Annotated in this window: 24 protein-coding genes and 1 pseudogene; 20 read left to right on the top strand and 5 right to left on the bottom strand. The window is 59.5% G+C overall.

The genetic code is table 11. The annotated features are described in order from the left end of the window. Nucleotides 1-65 precede the first annotated feature (65 nt). A complete protein-coding gene (locus B0D78_RS03095) occupies nucleotides 66-1,787 on the bottom strand; it encodes an L-lactate permease (RefSeq protein ID WP_078015527.1) in 1,722 nt (573 codons plus the stop codon). A 399-nt stretch (nucleotides 1,788-2,186) separates the two neighbouring features. On the opposite strand from B0D78_RS03095, the pseudogene B0D78_RS13560 reads away from it, so the two are divergent. The 12 genes and pseudogenes from B0D78_RS13560 to B0D78_RS03035 all read left to right on the top strand — a co-directional run. After that, a pseudogene (locus B0D78_RS13560) lies at nucleotides 2,187-2,330 on the top strand (TetR family transcriptional regulator); the annotation flags it as partial. Nucleotides 2,331-2,339: 9 nt separating this feature from the next. Beyond that, nucleotides 2,340-2,804 (top strand): TetR-like C-terminal domain-containing protein, encoded by a 465-nt coding sequence (locus B0D78_RS03090; protein WP_205948254.1) that lies wholly within the window; start codon nucleotides 2,340-2,342, stop codon nucleotides 2,802-2,804. Next, nucleotides 2,801-3,622 (top strand): glycine/betaine/sarcosine/D-proline family reductase selenoprotein B, encoded by an 822-nt coding sequence (locus tag B0D78_RS03085; protein WP_078015525.1) that lies wholly within the window; start codon nucleotides 2,801-2,803, stop codon nucleotides 3,620-3,622. The genes B0D78_RS03090 and B0D78_RS03085 overlap by 4 nt, the downstream gene beginning before the upstream one ends. Before the next feature lie 168 nt (nucleotides 3,623-3,790). Continuing rightward, nucleotides 3,791-5,059, top strand: a complete 1,269-nt coding sequence (locus B0D78_RS03080) for a glycine/sarcosine/betaine reductase component B subunit (protein ID WP_078015524.1) — start codon at nucleotides 3,791-3,793, stop codon at nucleotides 5,057-5,059. After that, nucleotides 5,056-6,399, top strand: coding sequence for a glycine/betaine/sarcosine/D-proline family reductase selenoprotein B (locus tag B0D78_RS03075; protein ID WP_317539806.1), 1,344 nt, complete (start codon nucleotides 5,056-5,058; stop codon nucleotides 6,397-6,399). The genes B0D78_RS03080 and B0D78_RS03075 overlap by 4 nt, the downstream gene beginning before the upstream one ends. Before the next feature lie 154 nt (nucleotides 6,400-6,553). Further along, entirely contained in the window at nucleotides 6,554-7,435 is an 882-nt protein-coding gene (locus B0D78_RS03065) for an alpha/beta hydrolase (RefSeq protein WP_078015522.1), read from the top strand. Between the two features lie 86 nt (nucleotides 7,436-7,521). Further along, nucleotides 7,522-8,262, top strand: coding sequence for a FadR/GntR family transcriptional regulator (locus tag B0D78_RS03060; RefSeq protein WP_078015521.1), 741 nt, complete (start codon nucleotides 7,522-7,524; stop codon nucleotides 8,260-8,262). A gap of 191 nt (nucleotides 8,263-8,453) precedes the next feature. Then, entirely contained in the window at nucleotides 8,454-9,158 is a 705-nt protein-coding gene (locus B0D78_RS03055) for a FadR/GntR family transcriptional regulator (protein WP_078015520.1), read from the top strand. Between the two features lie 60 nt (nucleotides 9,159-9,218). After that, complete coding sequence (locus B0D78_RS03050; RefSeq protein WP_078015519.1) at nucleotides 9,219-9,533, top strand: hypothetical protein; 315 nt, start codon at nucleotides 9,219-9,221, stop codon at nucleotides 9,531-9,533. Nucleotides 9,534-9,673: 140 nt separating this feature from the next. Next, entirely contained in the window at nucleotides 9,674-10,555 is an 882-nt protein-coding gene (locus tag B0D78_RS03045; RefSeq protein ID WP_078015518.1) for an alpha/beta fold hydrolase, read from the top strand. 144 nt (nucleotides 10,556-10,699) lie between these two features. Continuing rightward, entirely contained in the window at nucleotides 10,700-11,320 is a 621-nt protein-coding gene (locus B0D78_RS03040) for a DsbA family oxidoreductase (RefSeq protein ID WP_078015517.1), read from the top strand. A gap of 137 nt (nucleotides 11,321-11,457) precedes the next feature. Continuing rightward, complete coding sequence (locus B0D78_RS03035) at nucleotides 11,458-12,333, top strand: cupin domain-containing protein (RefSeq protein ID WP_078015516.1); 876 nt, start codon at nucleotides 11,458-11,460, stop codon at nucleotides 12,331-12,333. A gap of 74 nt (nucleotides 12,334-12,407) precedes the next feature. On the opposite strand, the gene fliB is transcribed toward B0D78_RS03035, so the two are convergent. Both fliB and B0D78_RS03025 read right to left on the bottom strand, forming a co-directional pair. After that, on the bottom strand, nucleotides 12,408-13,535 hold the full coding sequence (fliB, locus tag B0D78_RS03030) for a flagellin lysine-N-methylase (RefSeq protein ID WP_078015515.1): 1,128 nt from the start codon (nucleotides 13,533-13,535) through the stop codon (nucleotides 12,408-12,410). 433 nt (nucleotides 13,536-13,968) lie between these two features. Then, nucleotides 13,969-14,553, bottom strand: coding sequence for a flavodoxin (locus B0D78_RS03025; protein WP_078015514.1), 585 nt, complete (start codon nucleotides 14,551-14,553; stop codon nucleotides 13,969-13,971). A gap of 209 nt (nucleotides 14,554-14,762) precedes the next feature. On the opposite strand from B0D78_RS03025, the gene B0D78_RS03020 reads away from it, so the two are divergent. From B0D78_RS03020 to B0D78_RS03000, 5 genes are all read left to right on the top strand, one after another. Further along, entirely contained in the window at nucleotides 14,763-15,770 is a 1,008-nt protein-coding gene (locus B0D78_RS03020) for an ABC transporter substrate-binding protein (protein WP_078015513.1), read from the top strand. 281 nt (nucleotides 15,771-16,051) lie between these two features. After that, on the top strand, nucleotides 16,052-17,761 hold the full coding sequence (locus B0D78_RS03015; RefSeq protein ID WP_205948253.1) for an ABC transporter permease: 1,710 nt from the start codon (nucleotides 16,052-16,054) through the stop codon (nucleotides 17,759-17,761). Nucleotides 17,762-17,779: 18 nt separating this feature from the next. Continuing rightward, complete coding sequence (locus tag B0D78_RS03010; protein WP_078015512.1) at nucleotides 17,780-18,844, top strand: ABC transporter ATP-binding protein; 1,065 nt, start codon at nucleotides 17,780-17,782, stop codon at nucleotides 18,842-18,844. 67 nt (nucleotides 18,845-18,911) lie between these two features. Next, complete coding sequence (locus B0D78_RS03005; RefSeq protein ID WP_199674713.1) at nucleotides 18,912-20,027, top strand: AAA family ATPase; 1,116 nt, start codon at nucleotides 18,912-18,914, stop codon at nucleotides 20,025-20,027. Between the two features lie 2 nt (nucleotides 20,028-20,029). After that, nucleotides 20,030-20,686: a DUF4276 family protein gene (locus B0D78_RS03000; protein ID WP_078015510.1), complete on the top strand. Its 657-nt coding sequence runs from the start codon at nucleotides 20,030-20,032 to the stop codon at nucleotides 20,684-20,686. A 246-nt stretch (nucleotides 20,687-20,932) separates the two neighbouring features. Here the strand turns inward: B0D78_RS03000 and B0D78_RS02995 are convergent, their stop codons facing one another. Both B0D78_RS02995 and B0D78_RS02990 read right to left on the bottom strand, forming a co-directional pair. After that, nucleotides 20,933-21,799, bottom strand: a complete 867-nt coding sequence (locus B0D78_RS02995; protein ID WP_240496102.1) for a 2,3-bisphosphoglycerate-dependent phosphoglycerate mutase — start codon at nucleotides 21,797-21,799, stop codon at nucleotides 20,933-20,935. Between the two features lie 88 nt (nucleotides 21,800-21,887). After that, the gene (locus B0D78_RS02990) at nucleotides 21,888-22,553 is read right to left on the bottom strand and encodes an L-2-amino-thiazoline-4-carboxylic acid hydrolase (protein WP_078015508.1); all 666 of its coding nucleotides are present in this window, start codon (nucleotides 22,551-22,553) and stop codon (nucleotides 21,888-21,890) included. A gap of 614 nt (nucleotides 22,554-23,167) precedes the next feature. On the opposite strand from B0D78_RS02990, the gene B0D78_RS02985 reads away from it, so the two are divergent. The 3 genes from B0D78_RS02985 to B0D78_RS02975 all read left to right on the top strand — a co-directional run bounded on the left by B0D78_RS02985 (nucleotide 23,168) and on the right by B0D78_RS02975 (nucleotide 26,401). Next, nucleotides 23,168-23,623 (top strand): flavodoxin, encoded by a 456-nt coding sequence (locus B0D78_RS02985; RefSeq protein ID WP_168169979.1) that lies wholly within the window; start codon nucleotides 23,168-23,170, stop codon nucleotides 23,621-23,623. Nucleotides 23,624-23,651: 28 nt separating this feature from the next. Then, nucleotides 23,652-24,749, top strand: a complete 1,098-nt coding sequence (locus tag B0D78_RS02980; RefSeq protein ID WP_078015506.1) for a GNAT family N-acetyltransferase — start codon at nucleotides 23,652-23,654, stop codon at nucleotides 24,747-24,749. 257 nt (nucleotides 24,750-25,006) lie between these two features. Then, entirely contained in the window at nucleotides 25,007-26,401 is a 1,395-nt protein-coding gene (locus B0D78_RS02975; RefSeq protein ID WP_078015568.1) for a YfcC family protein, read from the top strand.

Here is a 26,401-nt window from a genome sequence, read left to right as displayed (position 1 = left end):
CTGTGTTCGGCGTTTTAATTGAGAAATAGTATAAAGCGCCGTTTGAACCCTGCTCCGTGCGCTTGTTATTTTGCCAGCAGTTCCGGCATCGGATCGACGCCGGCGGCCAGTAGCAGCCCGACGACCGTTGCGACGACGGCGGCATAGATCAGGCAGGGAAAGATGTTCGTGCGGATCAGCTTGCCTTCGTTGCCGTTCGTGCCAGTGGTGGCGCAGACTGCGACGATGTTGTTGACGCAGATCATGTTGCCGATGCCGCCGCCCATGGTCTGGAGCGCCACGATGAGGACCTGGGACAAGCCGACGAGGGTCGCGGTCTCGAACTGCAACGAAGCGAACAGCGTGTTTGACACCGTGCAGGAACCCGACATGAACGCTCCGAGAACGCCGATGAGCGGGGCGATAATGAAGTAAGTCCCCTGGAAGAGCTTCGCCAGTGCGTCGGCCATGACGTAGAGCATCGAGCTGTTCTTGAACGTAAACTCCGCGTCCGCCGCGACTCCGGCAATGGCTGCTCCGATTGGCGCGCTCGACGTGTAGCGGTACAGGTTGACCATGGCGACGCCGAACAGCAAGGCTGTGGCCGCGCCGGACCAGTTTTTCACGGAATCTGCGACGGCGATTTTGGCCTCTTCCCGCGACATGCGGTGCAGCGGGACCGTCAGGATTGCGACGAGGACGAAGGGCATGATGCCGGGGTTGTACAGGAACTTGAAGTTCCAGCCGATTTCCTCGAAGCCGAGGATATTCCCGACGCGCAGGATGAACGGATCATTGTTAAAAAGGGTTTTGAGGCCGAAAGCGTTCAGTCTCGTCAGCACCAGGATAACGCCGATGACGATATAGGGCCCCCAGGCCAGAAGCGGTTTCATGCCCTTGTCCTTAACGGATGTGACGACTGTGGTGGACTGCCAGGAGAACTCACCCCATTCTTTGTAGCCGTCAAAGGTCCAGACCTTTTTGGGAACGCAGACGCCTTTTTTCGCGCAGAACATCATCACGATCATGCCGCCGAGGAAAGCCGTCATGGAAATCAATTCGGGAGCGGCGAAGAACGACATGACGATGTAGATCGAGCCGACGACGACGCCGGTGAGTAGGCAAAACGGAACGGCAGGGACGGCGTCCCTGAACGAACGGTTCTTCCCGAACACCTTACACATCATGAAGACGATGGCCATGATGATAAACAGACCGCCGATCATGTTCGGGATGCAGACCCAGCGCGTCAGCACCGTCGTGAATTTTTCGGGATCGCCGCCGAGATGTTTTACCGCGTCCGCAACGACTTTGGAAGCCGTGAGCAGCGGCACGCCGACGGGGCCGGGGTTGACAGGCGTCGAGTTGCAGACGAGGCAGATCGCCGCCGCGGCGAGAGGAGGAAACCCCAGGCTGATCAGAATTGGCGCGCCCAAGGCGGCCGGCGTGCCGAACCCCGCCGCTCCCTCGATAAATCCGGCGAAGCAGTAGCCAACGATGATAGCCTGAAGACGCGCGTCTTCGGTGATGCCGGAGAACATTCCGTTGATGGAAGCCATGGCGCCCGACTGCTTGAGCACGTTCATCAGCAGGATTGCCCCGAAAATGATGGCGCTTGTTTCGAAAGAAGCCAGGAAGCCAGCGACCGTTCGGGCGGCGGCTTCTCCGATCCCCATGCCCCAGACGGAGCACGCGACGGCAAAAGCCGCGAGCCATGAAATAACCAGCGACCGTTTGGCGGACCAGTTCAGAAAGACCATGAAGACGATAGTGAGCAAGATCGGTACGGCGGCAATCAATGCATACATGCGGGTAAGTCTCCTTTCGCCTTGTGCCCCCCGGAAGCGCAGGGAATAAAGGCCGCGATGAGATTTGATGAAAGGATGTTCCGACGTCGCCCCTTATGGTACGTTTTTGCGGAAAAATATGAACCGTACAGACTCTGGAAATGTATGAATTTTTAACACAGCCACGACGTACATGCGAAAAAATGCACAAAAATCGTACAGTATCACGATATGCGCAAATTATAACGTGGGAGAATGGAGAATCCCTTTTTTTTAAACCAAAAGTGTGCTATAAAATATATGTAATAGATTGTTAAAAGTATGTGATTTCCATGGGAATATCGATATCCAAACGCGCCGAAACGATATGCAGCGTCGATCCGAACCGGCCAGGAAGGAGAAGACGGAAAATGTCTGTAAATCTTATTACGTACGAAGGAAGCGATCGCTTCGACGCTGGAGAGTCTTCTCCTGGAGAGGCAGTTTTCGAAGATCCCCGTAAAGGACGTCACCGAAGCCTGCGGCATCAGCCGGAATACATTCTATTATCACTTCAAGGACAAGTACGAGCTGATGAACTGGATCCTGGACGACGACATGGCGAAGAACGTGGAAAATTACGACGATCCCATGCGCATCCCCGAAACGTTTGTGTCCATGTGCGGTTTTATGTACCGGAGAAAGAAGTTTTACTACCCCTGCATGCAATACGACGGTCAGGATTCGTTGTACCAGCATCTGACGGATTTTTTCTTCGAACTGTGGAAACTCAACATCGACATGGTGTATGCGGCGTCCGGGTTCAAGCTGAGCGAGTACGAGATCACCGTTTACGCGAAAATGAACGCTCACGCTCTGGTGGGGCTGATGCGGGACTGGGTTCATGCAGGGATGCGCGACAATTACAGGAGTTATTTCGAGCAAGTCAGCGAGATATTCCGCGTACAGAGCGAGATGTACGCCATCATGTCCGAAAATAAACAGATATCGAAACGCAGCGGCGCGACGAAAAACATTGGGGGAGTACAGGCGTCATGAACAAGGCGGAAATCATTTATTCTGTGACGGAGGAATCGGGCGAGGCGCGGGATAGCGTCATCCCGTTCATCGCGTACCATACGCCGGCGCCCAAACGCTGTCTCGACATGCTGCTCGCCAAGTATTACGGGGAAAAGTTTTGCTCGGAAGTGAAAATGCCCGTACCGGAAGAGCACGTGACGCCGGTTCTTTCCGTTCCGCTCGCGGCGGCGCGGATCATGATGGTCACGGACGGGGGGCTGGTGCCGAAAGGGAATCCCGACTGCCTGCCGCCGTCCAACGCGCGAGAGTTCCATGCCTATGGCTTCGGCTGGGCGGAGCGGTTCGAAGCGGACAAATACGAAGTGTCCCATCAGGGGTACGACCACGGCGACGTCGACGAAGACCCGAACCGCCTGCTTCCGCTGGATATTTTGCGGGAGATGAGCCGGGAGGGAACGATCGGCGGCGTATACCCGCGTTTTCTATCGACGACAGGCGTTATGATGCCGTCCGAAACGGCGCGCCGGATAGGGAGGGAAATCGCCGACTGCGCGTCGGCTTGTCCAATCGACGCCGTGCTTGTCGTTTCGACCTGCGGGACCAGCACGCGGTGCGGAGCCTGCATCGTACTGGCGCTGGAAGATCGCGGGATCCCGGCCGCGCAGATCGCGAACCTTACGGAGATCGCGTGGAACGCAGGCGTTCGGCACGTCGAAAAGGGAGCCAGCGTGGGAAGCCCGATCGGTTTCGCGGGGCTTTCGCGTCCGGAAGAGTACCGCCGCCGCCGGCGGATCGTCTGCTCGGCGCTGCGCAGGCTGTGCGAGGACGCCGTCTAAACGGCGCGTGGTCGGGGGCTTTTTGAACAGATTAATAATATGTAAAGAAAACAGACATGGGCGTCATTTGCCTATTGTCTGTTTTTTTGCGCGGATAGAGAATGTACGTATGAAAGCGTTCCGGCGAAACATTGTGCGACGATGCAAACGGAAAGGAGAGGGAAATCAATGAGCAAGAGATTGCAGATTGATTACATCCACATTAAAGACGTGAAGTTCGGGGACCGAACGGCGCTCGATCACGGCGTTCTGACCATCGACAAACAGGAACTGCTGGATATGGCGGGCAGCGAGCTGTTCGGAAAGCTGGACATCAAACTTGCCCGTCCCGGCGAAAACTGCCGCATCCTCGGCATCCACGACGTCATGCAGCCCCGGTGCAAAGCGGACGCGCCCGAGACGTCGTATCCCGGCATTTGGGGGAAACTCGCCCCCGTGGGCGAGGGACGCACGGTGGCGCTCAAGGGCGTGGTCGTTTCCGACATTTACTACGCCAAGTGCAACGTCAAATACTATCTTGACATGGGCGGAGAGTGCGCCAGGTACACGAACTTTTCGCGCCACTTCCACGTGATCCTGGACGCCGAACCGGCGGAAGGGGTCAGCGACCTGAGCTATGCGGAAGCGCTGAAATACGCGTCCCTGACGCTCAACGTCCGTCTGGCAAAACTCGGCATCGGCAAAACCCCGGACGAGACGAAAACGTACCAGCTCGGTCCGGTAGGCCCGGGCCCCGACGGCAAGCCGCTTCCCCGGGTCGCGTACCACGTCGTCCACATGGCTTCGCACGATACCTGGAACTTCCTGATGTACGGGCAGAGCGCGCTGAACTTCCTGCCGATCGTCGTGCAGCCGACCGAGATATTGGACGGAGCGATGATCTGGCGCTACTGGGAGCCGAACTACTTCCTGCAGGAAGAGATCTACATCAAGGAACTGATGGAACGCCACGGCAAAGATATTGATTTTGCCGGCGTGGTCTTCTCCAACAACGTCATGAAAATCGACGGCAAGGACACCATGGGCATGATGACGGCAACGCTCTGCAAGGAAACGCTGAAGGCGGACTGCGTCATCGTCAACAAGTCCGGTATGGGGCACTGCCAGCTGGATCAGGCGCTCGCCTTCAACTGGGAGGAAAAGATGGGCATGCGGTGCGTGATGAATCTGAGCGCCGTTTCCAACGACAGGCCGGGCGACATGCTGGTCATCGCCGACCCAAGGATCGACGCGGTCATCAACAGCGGCCGGAACTACGATCTGCATCACCCGCGCGTGGAGCGCCTGATCGGCGAGGGGACGAACGTGCCTTCGCTGCTGGGCGTGGACGCGCGAGGCCCGTTCACGCATACGACGAACTTCGCGTATCAGGGGATCTGGTCGCAGCTCGGCGACTGTTACGTGACGACGGACGCGGACCTTCCCTACTCCAAATGACCGGGAAAGGAGGAATCAACATGTCTGAACCGATCAGAGTAGTACATTACATCAATCAGTTCTTCGCCGGCATGGGGGCGGAAGATACCGCGAGCGTCGGCATCTCCGTCAAAGAGGGGCCGGCAGGCCCCGGCCTCGGGCTCCAGAAAGAGCTGGGGGACGATTATAAGATCGTTGCAACGATTATTTGCGGCGACAACACGATCGCGGAAAAAACGGACGAGGTCCTCGCCGAATTCGACAAGCTGCTCCGAAAGTACGGCGCCCAGCTGTTCATCGCCGGCCCAGGCTTTAACGCGGGACGTTACGGGATCGGCTGCGGCGCTTCGGCCGCCTACGCGACGGAGAAGATGAAGCTCCCCGCGGTGACGGCGCTGTACTCCGAAAATCCCGGCACGGACCTTTACAAGGACCGCTGCTACATCCTGCAGACCGACAACAGCGCGGCGGACATGCGGAAAACGCTTCCCAAGCTGGCCGCGTTCGCCAAACGGCTTGCGGAGAGGAGCCCAATCGGCGACGGGAAGAAGGAAGGCTATCATGGCTCCGGTCCCGCCGTGGAGATCGATTATTCCGTTCCCGCAAGCAGCAGGGGAGTGGATATGCTGCTTGCCAAGTATTACGGCCGCCCCTTCGCGACGGAAGTTCGCATGCCGAATCACGAGGAGATCCCGCTTCCGGTGCTGCATAAACCGCTGAAAGAGATAAAACTCGCGCTGGTCACGGACGGGGGCCTCGTGCCCAAGGGCAATCCGGACAGCATGGTGCCGACCAACTCCAAGACCTTCAACAAATACAGCATCGGTGATGTGACGCGCCTTGACGCGAAAGACTACGAAGTCAGCCACCAGGGTTACAACAACGCTTTCGTGCTGGACGACCCAAACCGCCTCGTCCCCGTGGACGCGGCGCTCGATCTCAAGAAAAAAGGCGTGATCGGCGAATTGCTGGATTCGTACTACACGACGGCCGGCGTGATGACGCCGATGGAAATGGGCAAAAAATTCGGCAGCGAGATCGCCGCGGACCTGCGCAAGCAGAACGTCGACGCGGTCATCCTCACCAGCACGTGAGGCACGTCCTCGCGCTGCGGTGCAGTGATGACGAAAGAGATCGAACGCGCCGGCATCCCGGTCATCCACGTGACAAACCTGACGGAAATTTCCAAGGGGATCGGCAGTCACAGGATCCTCAGGGGCAACAGCGTCCTGCACGTCTTTGGGAACCCGAAACTGCCGAAGGAGCAGGAATTCAAATATCGCGAGGAACGCCTGGAAAAAGCTCTCGACATGCTGGAAGAAAAACCGGAAGCCGGACAGCACACGCTTATCGAGGAGTAAACGGCCAAAGATGAGCATTTTTCACAACTGCGCAAAATGGAGACAGTTTCGTTATGTGAAGAATGCGGACAGAAAGCGCGCATAGTATGATGGTTTTAACGAGAGAGCGCCGGGAATCCGGCGTTCATCGAAAGACCTGAAAGGAGACGGTTTTATGAAGTACAATTGCGAAGTGATCGATCTGGCAAGGAAAGACAATGGCAAGAAACTGTACTTTACGAAATTTGACTGTCCCGCCAGCTGGGGCGACAAGAATGTACTGCTCGTACACGGTTTAACCTACACCCAGCACGTTTTTGACATCAAGTACAAGGATTACAGCGTCTGCGAATATTTTGCGAAAAACGGCTACACGGTGTGGCGCGTTGATCTCGGCGGATACGGACGTTCGGAAGAATACGAAAATGGTTTCGACGTCACGACCGAGAACGCTGCGAAAGATATCCTCTGCGCTGTGGAGAAAATCTGCGAACTCCAGAAGGTCGAGAAGGTCCCCGTCGTCGGCTGGTCCTGGGGAACCATGACGACGGCGAAGGCCGCCGAACTCGACAAGAGTACCCATATCAGCAAGATCGTCTGGATGGGACCGTTCCTGGGCGGCGCTTTCCCTCCCGCCGAGTGCAAGGATCCGTTTACTTTCCTGCAGTACCCGTACGTCGTCCGGGTATTCCAGCATCTTCCCGGCAGCGATGAAGACGTCGACATGGACACTGTCGAGCCCGAAATCGTAGGACTTTGGTGCGACCATGTCTACAAGATCGACGGCAAGCACGGCCGCCCGAACGGCGGAAACAGGGAAATTCTCGGCTGCGGCGACAAATGGTCGGTCGAAACCAAGAAAGTCCCGTGCCCCGTTCTGATCGTTACCGGAGACTGCGATTTCTATGTGAATATCGACCGCGTCTACCAAGCGGCCAAGGAACTGCCAGAAGGTTCTCAGCTTCTTCACCTGCACGGCGCCGGCCACTGCATGTACCTCGAGAAGGATTACTACAAGAAGGCCAGGGAGACGATCCTCGACTTCCTGAACAAGTAGCCGCAATCTATGGGGCCGCACGCGCGTTGACCGGCGTGCGGCTTTTTTGCGCGCCGCGCCGGAAGAGGCGGAAAGGAGGATGGGACATGAAGATACTGACGGCGGCCGAGATGAAAAGAAACGTTCCAGAGCGCTTTGCGCGGATCCTGGATTACGTTTTCGAGCAGGCGCGCGCCGGGCGGATAAAGGTCGGAGAGGAACTTCCGTCCGCCGGCAGGATCGCCGCGGCGCTCGGCGTTTCCGAAAACGAGTCCGCCGCGGCCCTTCGCGAGATGGAGACTCTCTGCCTCGTCGAAAAACGTTCCGGGTCGGGACCCTATATATTCGGAAGTGTATCGAACGGCTTCACCCACACGTTCGACGTCATGCGGATGCTGGGGATCGTCGGGCCGCGCGACGTCGGCGCTTTTCGAAAGAGCATGGAGCTGGCAGTTTACGACCTCGCGTTCCGCAATCGGAACAAAAGGCTCGAGCTGGCGGAGATGAAAGAAGTCCTCGGCGCTTTCCCGCAAGAGAATATCGAGACGCAGATCAGGCTGGATCAGAGGTTCCATTATCTGCTGACCGAAATGACGGACAACGGAGTTATGACGATGCTGATGTCCGCGATCTTCGAAATCTACGGACGCTGGGTGACGCGGGGGCTCGGCGCGATGCCAGAGCGGGGCATGCGCCGCCTGCACAACGCCCATACGAAAATATACGAAAGCCTTCTCCACAACGACAAGGCGGCGGGGCTTGAAGCGATCGACGAACATTATTACCTCATAGAATTGGCGGGAGAAGAAATGCTGAACGTCCGCAGTCCGCGGCAGCCGTTGGTCTGACGGGAGCGCGCCGCTGTTTTTAACGTGATGTGATGGAAATGACCGGCCCCGGGAGCGCGCGGGCGGTCATTTTTGCGTTTTAACGCCGGAAAAATTTTGCCGCGTCTTATAGCCGTCTTGACAGTGATGTATTTTAGGAGTATTGTGCGGGTGAAAAGTGGTAGGACCAAAATTGGTCAGGGGAGGAACAGATGACCTGTCTTCGAGAGTTCGAAAAAGTCATAGACTACATCATCGGCGAGATCCGCGAAGGCAGGGCAGTCGTCGGGAGCGAGATCCCCTCGGAGCGGCAGATCTCGGCGGAGCTCTGCATCAGTCGGAACTCCGTGCGCGAAGGCGTACGCGCTCTCGAGAACATGGGCGTCGTCGAAAGCCGCCATGGTTCGGGAAATTACATTTCTGGCAGCATTTCCGGCAGCGTCAAGCGTGCTCTCGACGTGATGCTCCTGCTGCGGAAGATCGACATGAAAGAGATTTCGGACTACCGCAAGAGCACGGAATTGGCCGTTTTCGATCTGGCTTTCGGCAACCCCGACAAAAACAACCAGCTGCGCAAGATCTCCGAAATACTGGACGACTTTATGAAACAGCCGCTGGAAGAGCGGATCCGGAGGGACAACGAGTTCCATTACGCTCTGGTAAAAATGGCGGATAACCAGATCCTTTCGATCGTCATGAGCAGCATTTCCGAGGTGTACTCGCGGTGGGTGCGGCAGGTGCTGGAGTCGATGCCCGAAAAGGGCATGCGGCAGCTGCACGAAGCTCATACGAAACTCTTCGAAAGCTTCATCCATAACGACAAAGCGGCAGGCATCGCAGCGATCGACGAGCATTATTTTACGATCAGCCTGATGGCCGGCCGGATCGGCAAAAAAGACGCAGGAAACGGCGTGTGATTATTTCTCAAATAAAGTGGTAGAACCAATTAAGCCGGCACAAACGGGGAGGAATCTGTTATGACAGCGCTGAACTGCATCGTTTTCATCGTCGCCGTCGTTGCGCTGATGTTGGGCGGCGCGCGCGTCAAACTGCGAGCGCCCTCGTTGGCCGCGAGGACCGTGCGGAAAAACGACAGCGGCCTGGTTCTTGAATTCGACGATTTTGGCCGTTTGCCGCCGCCGGTGGTCGACGTTTTCCGCGCGGTCTATTCCGTGGGGAAAGAGTACGTCTACGAAGGCGCAACGTACCGCCTCGCAGAAATGAGGACCGTCACGCAGGCGGGCGAAAAGGGCGCGAAAATGGTCTGTACGTTTGTGGAACGCGGTGGCTAAGATTCTATGGGAAAAAGCGGACGTCCGCACAGATTGCCGGAGGGGCCGCGCAGACATCGGATACGGCGCGCGGCTCACGATGCGCGGGCACTTCGGGGAGTCGCGGCGAACGAATTCGGATTGTGAAAAAGGAGGCATTCATGGAGTTCTCGTTTGAAAGCGTTTTTGTACGGAGAAAAGACAACGGCAAGAAGATCTTCGTAAACAGGTGCTTCTGTCCGGCCAGCTACGACGCGAAGAACCTGCTTTGCGTACATGGGCTGACGTCGTCGGACCACGTATTTGACCTCGATTACAAGGATTACAGCGTGGCGCGCTATTTCGCGCGAAACGGTTATAACGTCTGGTGCATGGATTACGGCGGCTATGGGCTGTCGGACAAATACGAGAACGGTTTCGATGTGGACACGGAGAACGCGGCGAAGGACGTTGTCGCCGTCGCCGGGGAAATCTGCGCGCGCCAGCATGCCGACAAGCTGAACGTCCTTGGCTGGTCTTGGGGAAGCATGACCTCCGCCCGGGCTTCCGCGATGCGTCCCGAACTGTTCCGAAGAATGGCGTGGGTCGGCCCCTGTTTTGGCGGCACGCTTCCGTCGACCGTGGTCAAAGAACCTTTTACCACGCTTTCCTATCCGTATTGCGTGCGCGTGTTTCAAAGGGTGAACGGCTCGGATACGGAAGTCGACTATGCGACGGTGGAGCACGGTTTGGTGAGTCTGTGGGTCGAACAGGTGTTCAAAAACGACGCGGGTCACGGACGTCCCAATGGAGGCAACCGCGACATCTCGGCTGCAGGGGACAAATGGCTGATCGAACCGGAGACGGTCACGTGCCCCGTCCTTCTTCATTTCGGGGACAAAGACGCGTACGTCGACGAAGGACGGGTCAAAATAGCCCTTGACAAGCTACCGAACGGTTCCGCCTGCAATTTCATGAAAGGCGCGGGGCACGCGCTCTGGGTGGAAAGGGATTATTACAGACCCTTCCGCGAGCGGACTCTGGCGTTCTTTGAAGAGGAGTGATGCAGGGGCAGGGGATACGGAGGACGGAAGGAACAAGGGCGCCGGTCGGCATTTGCCGCGCGGCGCCCATATTTTTACAGTTTCGGCTCGACAAGGGCGAGTCCTTTCCTGCGCATCGAAAAAAACGACAACGAGGAGGGAAACATGAACGAAAGCGGAAAAAAGCACCGCGTTACGATGTTCCTTGACGTTATTTGCGAATGGTGTTACCTGGCCAAAGGGATTTTGGACAGTCTGCGCGGCCGTTACGATCTTGACGTGACCCTGCTCTTTATGGAAATACATCCCGACGCGCCGGAAGGCGGGATGCCCATGAGCTGGCACGTCCCCGAACCGGAAAAGTTCTTCGGCATGCTGAACGCGATGGGAGCGCCTTACGGCGTCCGTTTCCGCGACAGGGACGTTTTTTCCAACACGCACAAGGCCCTGCTCGCCGCCGAGTACGCGAAATCCATCGGCAAGGGAGAAAATTTTCTGCGCGCGATCTGGAGAGCCTATATGGAAGAGGGAAAAAACATTTCCGAAGAGGCCGTGATCGAAGAAGCGGCCATGACGGCGGGGCTCGGCCCCCAGGCGCTCGAGGTCGCGTGGGGAGCTCCGGAGTGGGGCGAGCGCCTTCGGGAAAATGCCGTGCTGAACGATCGCTGCGGAATGGACGGCAACGTGCCCGGATTTGTCATCGACGGAAAATACACGCTCTCAGGCGCTCAGTCCGCAAAGACATGGGAAGAGATCCTGCAGAGGATCGAACGGAGGGGAGATTGACGCTTTTCGTCGATCAAAATATCCGATCGGCAACGCCGTTTTCCACGCCGCGCCGTCATAAATCTTGCGTTTTTCGGGAAATAAATATATACTTTTTATGCTTAACGCTATCTTTATTTCCAAAGGAGGAGTTTTTGATGAAGAAGTATCTCACTGGGATCTGTCTCGCTGCCGCGCTGCTGGGCGCCGGCGCGGCCTTCGCCGCCGTGGAGCTGAAGCCGCAGAAGCACGGCCAGTGCTACACGGCCGAACAGCTCTTCGTCCTCGACAAGGAAGGAGCCGGCGGCGGCATGGGCACGCTGCACGGCGAGTTCGCCTTCCGCCGCGAACAGGCGCTCGAAGACGACGCGATCAAGGAGATCGGCTGGATGACGCTGAAACCCGGCGCCTACATCGGCCTGCACGCCCACAAGGACAACGAGGACGCCTACCTGATCATCTCCGGCAAGGGCGTTTTCACCGACGGCAACGGCAACGCCTGGGTCGTCGGCCCCGGCGACATGACGCTGGCCCGCCCGGGACAGGCTCACGGCCTCGCCAACCTTTACAAGGAAGACCTCGTCTTCCTCGACATCATCGCCAAGAACAACGCCGCCAATCTCGAGGCGATCGCGCAGAACCCCACCGGTCAATGTTTCCAGCTGAAAGACCTTTTCGACAAGAACGTCGAGAAGGCCGGCGCAGGCAAGGGCACGGGCGTGCTCTACGGCAAGTTCGCCTTCCGCCGCGAGCAGGCCACCGACGATCAGGCCATCAAGGAGATCGGCCGGATGACCCTGAAGAAGGGGGCTTCCATCGGCATGCATCCGCACGTCGATAACGACGACACCTACATCATCATCGCCGGCACGGGCGTTTTCACCGGCAGCGACGGCAAGGAGATCGAAGTCGGGCCAAAATCCGTCACCATCGCCGGCCCCGGCGAAAGCCACGCGCTGCGCAACGACAACGATCAGGATCTGGTCTTCATCGACCTGATCGCCAAGAACCACGCGCTGAAGATCGCCAAATAACCGGACGATTCACGAAACGCAAAGGCAGGAAAGGGAGAACGTTCTCCCTTTCCTGCCTTTGCGTTTTCATTTTTTTACCCCAGCGCCAGCTTCGCCACGCCGTCGGGCGAGAGGGCGCGGACTTCGCGCAGGACGATGGGCGCGTTCCGGGCGAAGCTGCCGTGCTCGATGAAGCGGAACGCGGCGGCGCAGACGTCGACCAACGCCTCTGCGCTCCGATGTTCCCGCGTCCAGCCCACGGTCATGAAGCGCGTCAGCGCGTAGACGGCGCAGAAAGCGGCGAGCTCTTTTTTCATCGATTCCGCCGCGGCGGAGCCGGGAAAGCCGGCAAAGAAGACGTGATTCACCAACAGATGTTCGGCAAAGGTCGGCCAGACGGGAAAATCCGCCGCGAATTCGTCCGAGAAGCGGACGTATCTCTCCACGGCGGGCGCGAGCTCCGCGGCCGAGACCGCTTTGAACGAGCCCGCCGCGAAAGGAACGCCGTACAAGGCGAAAACTTCGCTGGCATAGCCGCTCAGGCTCAGGCTGCCGCCGGCCAGCTCGCTCAACAGCAGCGCGCAGAGACGGAACGCTTCCGCGCGGTCGGGCTCCGGGCTCGTCTCCGCAAGCCCGGCCAACGCGCCCAAATCCATCAGACGCTGCGGCACGGAGCGGCGGCGATCTTGTAAGATCGCCAGACAACGGTCGCGCCGTTCCCGGTCGCGGCGGGCCGCTTCGGGATTCTCTCCGATCCGGAAGTCGGGCAGCGAAGCGGGCTTTTCGATGAGCAAAAAGCGCAGCGGCTCCCGCTGCTCCAGAAGCAGCTCCAGAGTGCGCTCGCAGCTGTTGGCGCAGGCGCATTCCCCTTCGAAGGCGGCGCGCAGACCGCGCGGATAGAGCCGGCACACGCCGGGGATCGCCGCTTCGCCGCGCTCCCGCTGCAGCGCGCAGTACCCGTCTTCCCTCTGCAGGTAGCAGCGCCCCCGCCAGTCGTGGTTCAGCCCCGCGTAACGCTCGGGCGTCGCGTCGGGGAGCACGGAAAAAGCCCGGTCCAGACGCTTGCGCAGCGAGGCCGTGCAGTTCATTCCCACCAGGCGGAAGTAGTCGTCCCGGGACACGCAAACGCCCCAGCCACTGCAGCAGCACGAGCGGCAGGCGCCGCACTTGCACTGGAATTTGGGAAAATACTCCGGCACGAGAATTTGCTGAATTTCAGCCATTTATAAAAACCTCTTCGGACAGGTTGAAAAAGCGCAGAGCTTTTCGAACGAATTATAATTCTGCGTGACGCTGTCGATGAGGTTTTTATAAATACATAATGCAAATTATAATTTATATTTTTGTCCCAAAGGGTTTCGGCCCTTTCGAGCCATCATGGTATGGCAAAAAGGGAAAAAACTTTTGAGGCGGCTTCCGCCTCCTCGCCGTGACATCCCGCGGCGTTTACCGCACGTCACACTTCTGCATCAGGAAGTTCCTGACGCCTCCGGAAACGCGATATATGTCACACTGATTTTTGACAAAAAGCATTAACATAGTTCGTTGGAGGCTGCAAGCGACTGGGCTTCTTCGAGGCGCTAGCAGTTCGCTGTTAAGTCATTCGATTCCGATTAAGGATAAGCATCAGCCTTTGAGTCAACAAGGAATGCCTTTTTAAAACCCCAGTTTCGCGAGCCACTCGGTCACGGCCTGTTGGGCCTGAGTGCGTTCGTTCTGGGCGACGGCGCCGCGCACGGCAAGGCCGCCGAGGACTGTGGCGTCGGGCAGGGCTTTTTGCAGCGACTCCTGCGTGCGCCCCATGCCGCTGCCTTCGTGGGTGGCGAACGGGATCACGGTTTTGCCCTTCCAGTCGTGGGATTCGAGGAAGGTGAACACGGCCATGGGCATTTCGCCCCACCAGATCGGATAACCGAGAAAGACGGTGTCGTAGGCGCCGATATCTTTGTCCTCCGCCAGTTCGGGGCGCACGCCCGCGCGCAGTTCCTTTTTGGCGACGTCGGTGGTTTCGTCATAGCCTTCGGGGTAAGCGTTGACGGTCCTGATCTCGAACAGGTCGGCGCCGGCAGCAGCGGCGATCATCTTGGCGACGATCATGGTGTTGCCTTCTTGAATGACGCCGACATTGTACTGCTCGCCGGTCTTGGAGAACACGGCGACGAGCGCTTTGCCCCGCGGCGCGGCCAGGGCGCAGCCGGCGGCCAGGGCCAGGACGCTCAGCGCGAGAATGCACTTTTTCATGTGGAACCACTCCTTTTTGTGTGAAAACTTTTTTGACCGGGGACGGGATCCCGCCGTCCGGCGTCAGTATAACACTGAAGCCCGCTCCAATGGCAGGCGCCCGGAGCGGGCCTTACGCTTCAGCAAGCCGAAAGGCGCGTCTGCATTTTTCCTTTCTTTGTGTTAGACTGGGGCCGTACCATAAAAATCAACGGTTCGGGAGGATGCACATGAAAAAGTTTGCGGTTCTGATTCTGACGGCGTGGATGGCGGCAGGCGCGGCCTGGGCGGCTGAAAGGCCCAAGGTGACGATCTACACCTCGATGTACGAGGACATCATCGAGGCGATGACCGACGTGCTCGCGGAGAAGTTCCCCGACTACGACGTCGAGTTCTTCTACGGCGGCACCGGCACGCTGCAGGCCAAGATCGCGGCGGAGATGGACACTCAAAAGCTGGGCTGCGACATCCTCATGGTGGCCGACCCGTCCTACGCGCTGGAGCTCAAGGCGAAGGGCGTCCTCCATCCCTACCTCTCCAAGGAAGCGGCGCATCTGGCCTTCGAATACGACCCCGAAGGCTGCTGGTATCCCGTGCGCGTCAGCAACATGATCCTGGCGTACAATCCCGAGAAGTACAAGAAAGAAGACGTGCCCCGCACGTTCGGCGATTTCGCCGGTGAATCCATGAAAGGCGTCGGTTCCATGTCGAACCCGCTCACGTCGGGCACGGCGCTCGTCGCCATCTCGGCGCTGAAGGACAAATACGGCTACGGATACTACGACAAACTGGGCGCCAACCGCGTCATGGTCGAGTCCGGTTCGGTGGCGCTGACCAAGCTGGAGACGGGCGAATGCAAGGAGATCATGATCCTCGAAGAGTCGGTGCTGAAAAAGCGCGAAGAGGAAGACAGCGCCATCGAAGTGATCTATCCCGAAGACGGCACGATCTGCGTGCCCTCGCCGATCATGACCGTGAAGAACGAGTGGAGCGCCCACGGGCACGAAAAAGTCTGCGAAGAGCTGACCGACTGGTTCCTCTCCGCGGAGGGGCAGAAGTACATCGTCAAGGCATGGATGCACTCCGTGCGCAAGGATTATCCCGAAGCGCCCTACGACGCGATCGCCACGGCGGACATCGTCGCCGACTCCATGCCCGTGAACTGGCAGCGCTGCCTCGACGAGCGCGCCGAACTGAGGACCAACTTCGAAGAGCGCGTCAAGAACGCCGCCAAGTAAGGTCAAACAAATACCACGGCAGGGCGGAGAATCGAAAAAAAACAGAAGTCCCGCCTCCGCAAGAGAGTTATGCGAAAAGCCTGACGGCCGTTTCGGTCGTCAGGCTTTTCTGCGTTGGTGGCAATGATTCCGTTTGACGGAACCCGGCGATGAACGTATGATGGATCGGTCGGGGAGCGCGGGAGGCTTTCGCGCTCCGATTTCCTGTATAATAATGACGTTCCGGCGCCCGGCGTCCGCGGGGCGCGCGGACAAAATCTTCCGAAGGCGGGGCTGTTTGGGTGCTTGCGAGCGGGAATCCACCAACAATACAAAATCCACGTCGTTTCCGGTTCGACGCGAAGGCGCTGCTGATCCTCGCGATCGTCGGCTTTCTGGTTCTGTTCAACGTGTTTCCGATGTGCTATCTGGTCGTCCGTTCGTTCTTCGCCGACGGCGCCTTCTCGCTGGCCGCGTTCGAGCGCATCTACACGTACCAGCTGAACTGGGAGGCGCTGCGCAACACGCTGGCGACGGCGGGGCTGTCGATGGTCTTCGGCGTGCTGATCGCCTTTCCGCTGGCGTGGCTGGTGGGGCGCACCGACATGTACGGACGGCGGTTCTTCCGCACGCTGTTCGTGACGACGTACATGGTGCCGCCCTACGTGGGGGCGATGGCCTGGCTGCGACTGCTCAACCCACGCGTGGGCACGCTGAACGTGTGGCTGGCGCGTCTTTTCGGACTGGCGGAAAACCCGTTCAACATCTACAGCATCGGCGGGCTGGTCTGGGTGCTGACGACGTTCTACTATCCCTACGCCTTCATCACCATCTCGCGCGCCATGGAGAAGATGGATCCCTCGCTGGAAGAGGCTTCGAAGATCTCGGGCGCCTCGCCGCTGAAAACGGTGCTGACGGTGACGTTCCCGATCATGCTGCCGTCGATCGTCGCCGCGGGGCTGCTGGTCTTCGTCTCGGCGGCGTCGTGTTATGGCATCCCCTCCATCATCGGCGCGCCGGGGCAGATCGACACGGTGACGACGCGCATCATCGACTACGTTTACGTGGGCTCGGCGGAAGGCCTGACGGACGCCACCACGCTGGCGGTGTCGCTGATGCTGATCGCCAATCTGGTGCTTTACGCGTCGACGTTCCTGTGCGGCAGAAAGCAGTATATCACCGTGTCGGGCAAGTCGACGCGCCCCAACATCGTCGAGCTGGGGCGCTGGCGTCTGCCGGTCACGGTCCTGGTGGCGCTGTTCGCGCTGGTCGTGGTGGTGCTGCCGTTCGCCACGGTGGCGATGACGTCGTTCACGAAGAATCTCGGCAAGGCGTTGACGGCCTCCAACTTCACGACGCGCTACTGGCACATCCTCTTCACGCGCAAGGGCATCCTCGACACGGCCAAGAACAGCCTCGTCGCCGCCTCGGCGGCGGCCACGGCGGGCATGGCGATCTCCTGCGCGATGGCCTGGCTGCTGACGCGCACGCAGGCCAAGGGACGGCGCATCCCCGACTTTCTGATCACGGTCGGCAGCGGAACGCCCAGCGTGGTCATCGCCCTGGCGCTGATCATGACGATGTCGGGGCGCTTCGGCATCAACATTTACAACACGCTGACGATCATGATCGTCGCCTACATGATCAAATATCTGCTGATGGGAATGCGCACGGTGGTGTCGGCCATGAGCCAGATCCACCCGTCGCTGGAAGAGGCGTCGCTGATTTCCGGCGCGGGCTGGCTGCGCAGTTTCAGGGACGTGACGCTGCCGCTGATCGCGCCGTCGATCGTGGCGGGGTGGTTTCTGATCTTCATGCCCAGCTTCTACGAGCTGACCATGTCGACGCTGCTCTACTCCACCGACACCAAGACGATCGGCTACGAGCTGTTCACCTATCAGACCTACCACAGCCAGCAGACCGCCGCGGCCATCGCCACGGGGATCCTCGGGCTGGTGGCCGTCGTCAACTGGATCCTCAACAAGCTCACCAAGGGCGAGTTCTCGATTTAGACAAGGAGCGCTTTTCGCATGTCCTCGATTACGTTGAACGAAGTGACCAAATCCTACGGCAGCGCGCAGGTGATCCAAAAGTTCAGCAGCGTCTTCCGCGATCGCGAGTTCGTGACGCTGCTGGGACCTTCCGGCTGCGGCAAGACCACGATGCTGCGCATGATCGCCGGCTTCGAGAAGCCCACTTCGGGCGAGATCCTCATCGACGACGCGGTGGTCAGCGGCCGCGGGCAATTCGTGCCGCCCAACCGCCGCAACATCGGCATGGTCTTTCAGACCTACGCCGTGTGGCCGCACATGAACGTGTTCGACAACGTCGCCTATCCGCTCAAGATCCAGGGCCTGCCCCGCGACGAAATCAAGAAGCGCGTCTTCGACATTTTGGAGGCCGTTCACCTGACGCAGTACGTCAAGCGCCTGCCCAACGAGCTTTCCGGCGGTCAGCAGCAACGCGTCGCGCTGGGGCGCGCGCTGGTGTGCAATCCACGCGTGCTGCTGCTCGACGAGCCGCTTTCCAACCTCGACGCCAAGCTGCGCGAATCGATGCGCTTCGAGATCAAAGACATGCAGCGCCGCTTCGGCATCACCGTGGTCTACGTCACCCACGACCAGACCGAGGCCATGGCCATGAGCGACCGCGTCATTGTATTCAACAAAGGCGCGGTGCAGCAGATGGACACGCCGACGAACGTTTACCGTCACCCGGCCAGTCAATTCGTGGCCGATTTCGTCGGCAAGATCAACTTCATCCGCGGCGACGCCTCGGAAGGGCGCGTCGACTTTCCCGGCGGCCAGTGGATGGCGTACGGCGGCGGGCGGCGCGGTCCCGTGGTGGTGGCCGTGCGCCCCGAGAACATGGTCATGCGCCGCGACCGCGGCGTGCTCAAGGGCACGCTGGCCAAAGCCTATTATCTCGGCGACACCAACGACTGCCGCGTGCGCATCGGCGCCGCCGACGTGCGCGTGATCGCCGCCGGCCACACTTACGGCCAGATCCCCGAGGGCGAAGAGCTGTGGCTCGACTTCGACGAGTATCTCGTCTTCGAGGACGACGGCAAAGACCAGACGCAGATTTTATCGTAGCGGGGGAGCGGCGGGGAAATCGCGAAGCGATCCGCGAAAAAGACTCTGTCCGTTACCTTAAGATCTCATGAAGGGGAGTGAAACATCCATGCTTTTGCAAGGCGATCAGCTGAGCCGGATGAAAATCAGCGGCTATAAGTCCATTAAGGATTGCGACCTTGATTTCGGCAGGATCAATGTCCTTATCGGCAGCAACGGCGCGGGAAAATCCAACTTTATCTCCGCCTTTTCTCTGCTGCAGAACATCCTGTCGAAAAATCTCCAGGTTTTTGTCGCTCAGAGCGGCGTAAATGCGCTTCTCTACAAAGGCCGTAAAGAGACGGACGAGCTCGCTTTCGAGGTGTTCTTCGGTCATAATTCCTATGGCTTTATCCTGGTCCCGACCGACGACAACAGGCTAATTTTCCGCAAGGAATACTTTTGTTATCACGGACAATGGGAGAACGAGAGCAACGTCGGCCGAGGGCACGGCGAATCGATGTGGGAGAATGGCGCAGGCAACAATATCGATCAGTACGTCATTCCCATTCTGCAAAAACAGAACTGGCGGGTCTACCATTTTCATGACACGGGGCGGAGTGCGAGGGTCAAGCAGGAGCACAATATTTCCAACAGCAAAGTCCTCATGTACGACGCGGCGAATCTGGCCGCGTTCCTGTATCGCTTGAAAAACAGCTATAAACGGGACTACGATGAAATAGTTCGGACGATCCGTCTGATCGCTCCGTATTTTTCCGATTTCGTTCTCGAACCGCAGGAGGGCAACGAGGAGCAGATCGTGCTGAAATGGCGCCAGGTCGGCTGCGACGACATCTTCAACGCTTCCCAGCTTTCGGACGGCACGCTTCGCTTCATTTGTCTGGCGACGCTGCTTCTTCAGCCTCATGAACTGCAGCCGGCCACGATTGTTGTCGACGAGCCGGAACTGGGACTCCATCCCTATGCGATCGCCATCTTTTCCGAAATGGTACGGCAGCTTGCGGACGAAAAGCAAATCATCGTATCGACCCAGTCCGTCGAGCTGCTCAACGAATTCGACGCCGAAGACGTGATCGTCGTTGACAGGGGCGAAAACGGATCGGAATTCAAACGGCTGGACGCGGACGCTTTGAAGGCGTGGCTCGAGGAGGATTACTCTCTGGGGGAGCTGTGGAAAAAGAATCTGCTGGGAGGTCGGCCTTAACAATGACGCGGGTCTATATTTATTGCGAAGGCCAGACGGAAGAATCCTTTGTCGACAAAGTGCTGTACCCTTATTTACTCGATATCGGCATTATCGTCGTCCCGATCGTCTGCCAGACGAAGCGCACGGCGGTCAAGAAGTACAGGGGCGGGGTGAGAGACTACGCGAAGATCAGGAAGGAACTCACCATGCTCTGCAGGCAGCATCGTAGCGAATACGTGACGACCATGTTCGATTATTTCGCCATGCCGGAAAATACACCGGGCATTGCCTCCGATATTCGGGATCTCTATGAGCGCATGGAGGCGATAGAGTCCGCCATCGATGCCGATATCGGCGAAGCGAACTGCCACTTCCACTTTATGGTGCACGAATTCGAGGGAATACTATTTTCACGTCCGGAGTCGTTCCGCCTCATTGCCGATGATGACGTCGTGAGCCGCGTTCGGAAAATACGGGATTCCTACCCCACTCCAGAACATATCGACGATTCTCCCGAAACCGCGCCGTCGAAGCGACTTGAAGCTCTTATCCCACGTTACGCCAAGATCATCAACGGTTCGCTGCTTTCAATCGATATGGGGCTGGATGTCATAATGGGGCAATGCCCGTATTTCCGGAAATGGATCGCGGGAATCGCGGCGATGGGGACCTCTTGATGTTATCGATGTGAGGCGAGCTTTTTTCCGTAGACAGAAAATACCGCCATCGCGGCAAAGTCCTCAACGAAATCGTACGGAATGTTCCACGTGGAACATTTTGTCTTGGAGCCAGTCGTCGACGGCGTTCGGGTAACGTACTCAAAAAATATGACGAAACGATAAAAGCGTCCGCAAGGCGGTGAAGTCCAATTCATCGCCCCTCGGCCGCTTTTTCGTTTTCGATGTTTTCAGTTGTGTCCGCGGTTATTTGCCGGCGGCCGGAGCGGGAGCTTCGGCCGGCTTTTCCGCGGGTTTGTCGGCCTCGGGAGGCGGCGGCAGAGGCACGTCTTCGACCTTCATGACTTCGCGGGAGACGACGTTGAAACCGTCGTCGCTGATCTCGAGATTGTAGACCACGGGCGTGGAGTTGGGGATCTCGAGCTTCTGCAACTCTTCCGGGGTCAGGTGAGGCTCGACCCACGAGGAGAGGGCGCGCAGGGCGGTGCTGTGACCGACCACGAGCACGTTCATGCCGGCGCGGAGCGTGGGGGCGAGCGTGTCGCTCCAATAGGGCGCTTCGCGGGCGATCACGTCCTTGAGACTCTCGGCCTGAGGGATAAAGCGGCGGTCAAGGCTGGCATAGCGGGGATCGTGCACGGGCGAACGAGGGTCCTCGTAGGCCAGGGCCGGAGGCGGCACGTCGTAGCTGCGGCGCCAGATGTCGACCTGCTCCTTGCCGACGGCTTCGGCCACTTCCGTGCGGGTCTTGCCCTCGAGGTCGCCGTAGCAGCGCTCGTTGAGGCGCCAAAACTTCTCCACGGGCAGCCAGCGGCAGTCCAGGGCGCTCATGGCCAGCCAGGCGGTGGCGATGGCGCGGCTCAACAGCGAGGTGTGCACGACGTCGAACGTCAGATCGGCGTTCTTCATGGCGATGCCGGCGTTGAAAGCGCCTTTCACGCCTTTGCGGGTCAGGCGCACGTCGGACCAGCCGGTGAAGCGGTCCTCGAGGTTCCATTCGCTCTCGCCGTGACGGAGCAGCACCAGCGTCACGTTCTTGGGCGCCGCCCAGGCGGAAGCCGCCAGGACCGTCAGCAGGGCCAGCGCTCCCAAAAGCCGTTTCAGGTTCTTCAAACAAATCGCCTCCTGTAAAAAGTCAAAAGATGTTTTTGCCGCTTTAAGATAATCAAACGGCGGGACCTTGTCAAGCAAAACGCGGCGGCTACTCCATGATCTGTGTGAACGGTTCTTCACAAAGTTTCAGCCTGAAATCGCAGCGGTCCGCCCCGTCGGCGAGCGTCCGCGTCCGTTCGAGGCGGACGCCCATGGCGGCATGGAGCGGATAGTCGTCGCGGCAGAACCAGGCGGCGAAGCGCCGCAGGCCGCGCTCCTCAAGGTACTGGACGACGGGGCACTTGAAGACGTCGTAGCCGACGTCGAAGGATTCGCCTTCGCGCGGCAACACAGCTTCGACGAGCCAGTCGTCAGGGAAGCGGCGTTCGCGCGAGCGCGCGGCGATCTTTTCGGCCAGCTCCGGCGAGCACATGGCCGCGCCCATGGCGGAACGCTTTTCCGCGGGAAGGCTGGATTGGGCGAAAGCGGCCAGCGCTTTCTGCGTCGCCAGGGAGATGCGCGGCAGGCTCCAGCCGCGCTTTTCCAGTTGGAGCCACACGCCCGACAGCCAGGCGACGCCGACGAGGCTCTTGAGCCAGGGGTTGTCGGCGCCGACTTCGGGAATGGACGGGACATTGGCTTGAAAGGCTTCGTCCGCCCGCGTCAGCATGTCGCGGACCGCGGCTTCTTCGAACCCGCCCGCAAGCTGCGCGGCGACCGCAGCCGCCATGCCGCGCAGCATGGAGAAAAAGGGGGCGGCGGCTTCGCGTCTCATCGCGCCGCTCCCGCCGAAGCGCCTGCGGGGCCGCGTCCGCAGGTCGGCGGCGCAGCAGAGATTTTTTTTGAGTCACGCAAGGGAAACGCCTCCTTCTTCAAGAATTTCCTGCCCATGAAGATATCGAAGCAACGGAGCGTTGTCAAGCCGGACGCGGCGGCTCCGCTCATTTTGAGGCCAGGAACGGACGTATCAAAACTTTTATCGCCAGAAAACCTCCGCGTTATTGCGGAAAGACTATCGACAATCAAGCCGACTTATACACATTATTTTGTGGATAATGTGCCTCTTCTGTGGATAGTCTTCGCATCGTGGTTTCAAAAGTCCTCGTGGAGCCAAAGATCAGACCGCGTTTTCCACATGCCCCGGGCGTCCCGGCGTGCATAGTTCCGCCGACAATCAACCTATCGCGGCGGGCTGGACGGCGGCGGCTTTTGTCGTCGGTCGAAAAAGACGGAACGGGCCGAGCGCTGTGGAAAAGTCTCTTCCCGCCGCCGCGCAGGAGAAACGGTCCGCATGATACAATAAAGACGCGGCCAAGCCGGGCGCGCGTTCTTCGCGCCAAACGCCCGTCCGCCGCGCTGCGAAAATTTTTTGCGGAAAGGATGGTTTTCATGGCTAAACTTTTGATCGCGTACTTCTCCAAATCGGGCACGACCCGGGCCAAAGCCGAGCAGATCGCGCGCGTTACGGGCGGCGACCTGTTCGAGATCAAGACGGAGAAGGCGTATCCGCAAAGCTACGCCGGCACGGTGATCGTCGGCAAAAAAGAACAGCTCACCGGCGAGCTGCCCAAGCTGACGGGCCGCGTGGAGGACTTCGCCGCTTACGACCGCGTCGCGCTGGGGTTCCCCGTGTGGTGGTTCACCTGCCCGCAGGCCGTCGTCAGCTTCCTGTCGCAGTACGACTTTTCCGGCAAGACGGTCTGGCCGTTCTGCACGCACGGCGGCAGCGGCCCGCGCGGCAGCGCGGGGAAGATCCGCGCCCACTGCGCCGGCGACGTCAAGGACTGCCTTGACGCCAACAAGCTGACGGACGAGGGCGTCGCAGAGTGGCTGAAAACGGAATAACGGACGTTCTCAGACAGGGGATTTTCTCATGACCTCTCGATTTCGCGCCGCCCGCGGCGGCGACCTGGAACAGATCGAAGCGCTGATCGACGCGCGCATCCGCTGGATGGACGAAACGGGCATCCGGCAGTGGAACGTCACGAACTACCGGGAAGTCTACCCGCGCGGCTACTACGAGCGGATGCTGCGCGAGGGCAAACTGTTCGTGCTCGACGACGGCGGCGAAGCGGTCGCGGCGGCGGTCCTGCTCGAAGAGGATCCGCGCTGGCGCGACGCGCCGCTGCCGGCGCTGTCCGTGCACAACCTGGTCTCGTCGCTGCGCGGCCGCGGTGCGGGACGCGAGTTCCTGCGGCTGGCCGGCGAGCGGGCGGCGGCGCTGGGAAAACGCGCGCTGCGCCTCGACTGCGCCGCGGACAACGCGAAACTGAACCGTTTTTACGAGAATCTCGGCTTCCGCGCCGCCGGGACCGTGGAGGACGGACTATACCGCGGTCTGCGCCGCGAGAAGACCGACCTGCCCGGACGTTCGCTCGACGTGAACGCGTTCCTTTTCGAAGGTTACGAGACGCTCGACGTCTTCGGCCCCGCGGAGATCCTCGCTCACATCGGCGACTACCGGCTGCGCTGGTTCTCGCGCGGCGGCGGCGAGGTGATCAACGCCCAAGGGCTGCGCGTCCTCACCGAACCGCTCTCGGCGGCCGACCCGCGCGGCGCGCTGCTGCTGCCGGGCGGCCGGGGCACGCGGCCGCTGGCCGGCAACGGAGAGTTTCTCGCCATGCTGCGGGAACTGGCCGACGCTTCCACCTACTGCCTGTCCGTCTGCACCGGCTCGGCGCTGCTGGCCGGGTGCGGCGCGCTGGACGGGCGCGAAGCCACGTCGAACAAGCGCGCGCTGGCCTGGGCCACGTCGTGCGGCGAAAAAGTCCTGTGGCGCGACCGCGCGCGCTGGACGAAAGACGGCAAATTCTACACGTCCTCGGGCGTTTCCGCGGGCATGGACATGGCGCTGGGCTTCGTCGCCGACCGCTTCGGCCGCGAACGGGCGGCGGAGATCGCGCGCCAGATCGAGTACCGCTGGAACGACGACCCGGACGACGATCCCTTCTCGGAAAATTCACGGCGTTAGTTTTGCCGGCGCGGGATCCCGCGCCGGACGCCGCGAAAAAATGCGGGAGCGAATGCCCGGCCTCTGCCGGCTATCCGCTCCCGCATTTTTTCGCGGTTTATTGTTTTTCGCTTCAGGCATTTTGCTGACTGAAAATGTTTTTGCTCGATTCTTTTCGGGCATTGTGCAGTTTTATTCTTGATTTTGGCTTCTTGTGATGCTATTCTATTGTTTAGTTTCATAGTTCGTCATTATTTTCAGAAAGGGGATTTTCTATGATGGAAACTGCACAGAAGCGCTGGTATGAAAAACTGCCCCATCCTTATATCCTGCTGTTCCTGATCGTCGTCGCGGTAGCGATCCTGACGTATTTCCTGCCGCCGGGAGTGTACGACCGCGTCGTCGTGAACGGACGCAAAGTCGTCGATCCCACCACGTATCACGCGGTCGATCCCACGCCGGTGACGCTGATGCAGTTCCTCACGGCCATTCCTCGCGGCATCGTCAACGCCGGCATCGTCGTGGTCATCACGTTCATCTCCGGAGCGATGTTCAAAGTGCTGCAGAGCACGGGCGCCATCGAGCACGGCGTCGGCTACGCGGTGAAGCGGATCGGCGTCGGCAACTACAGGAAGCTGATCTGGATCGTCATGTTGATCTTCGGCTTCCTCGGCGCGACCGTCGGCTTCGAGAACAACATCGCCGTCACGCCCATCGCCGTGTTCGTGGCGCTGGCGCTCGGCGGCGACGTGATGGTCGGCGCGGGCATGGCCATCGCCGGCATCGGCATCGGCTTCGCCACGTCGCCGATCAATCCCTACACGGTCGGCACGGCTCACGCCATCGCCCAGCTGCCCATCTATTCGGGCATCGCCTTCCGCTCGCTCTACTGCCTGTGCGCCATCATCCTCACGGGCTTCCACGTCACCAGTTACATGGACAGGATCCGACGCGATCCTTCCAAGAGCCTTGTTCCCGACGCGGACACTTCGGGGCTGACGCTGACCAAGCCGATCGAGGAATACGAGCTGACCGCCCGCGACAAGGCCGTGCTCTCGGTGTTCGTGGCCGGCATGGCCTTCACGATCTTCGGCGTGCTCAGATGGAAATGGTACCTGAACGAGATGGCGGGGCTGTTCCTGCTCATCGGCATCGTCGGCGCTTTTGTGGGCGGTATCCGTCCCAACCGGATGGTGGAGCTGATGATCGAGGGGGCCAAGTCGGTCGCCGGCGGCGCGCTGGCCATCGGCGTGGCTCTGGCCATTCAGGTCGTCATGAAGGACGGCAACATCACCGACGCCGTCATCCACGGGCTGGTCGCGCCGCTGCAGGGGCTCGGCATTTACGCCTCCGCCGTGCTGATGTCGGTCGCCCACTGCCTGATCAACTTCCTGATCCCCTCCGGCTCCGGCCAGGCATTGGCGACGATGCCGGTGATGATCCCGCTCTCCGACCTCGTCGGCATGACGCGCCAGGTCTCCGTGATGGCGTTCCAGATCGGCGACGGCGTCACCAACCTGTGCTATCCCACCGGCGGCGGCATGCTGGCCATGCTGGCTCTGACCCGCGTGCCCTTCGACCGCTGGTTCCGTTTCGTGTTCCCGCTGGTCGTCAAGGTGGTGCTGCTCGGCTGGGTCTTCATGTGCGTGGGAATCGCCATCGGCTGGAATTGA

It is taken from the genome of Pyramidobacter sp. C12-8, from assembly GCF_002007215.1.
Lineage (GTDB): Bacteria > Synergistota > Synergistia > Synergistales > Dethiosulfovibrionaceae > Pyramidobacter.
Note: the sequence above shows the minus strand (reverse complement) of the source record. Positions and strands in the feature narration are given on the sequence as shown.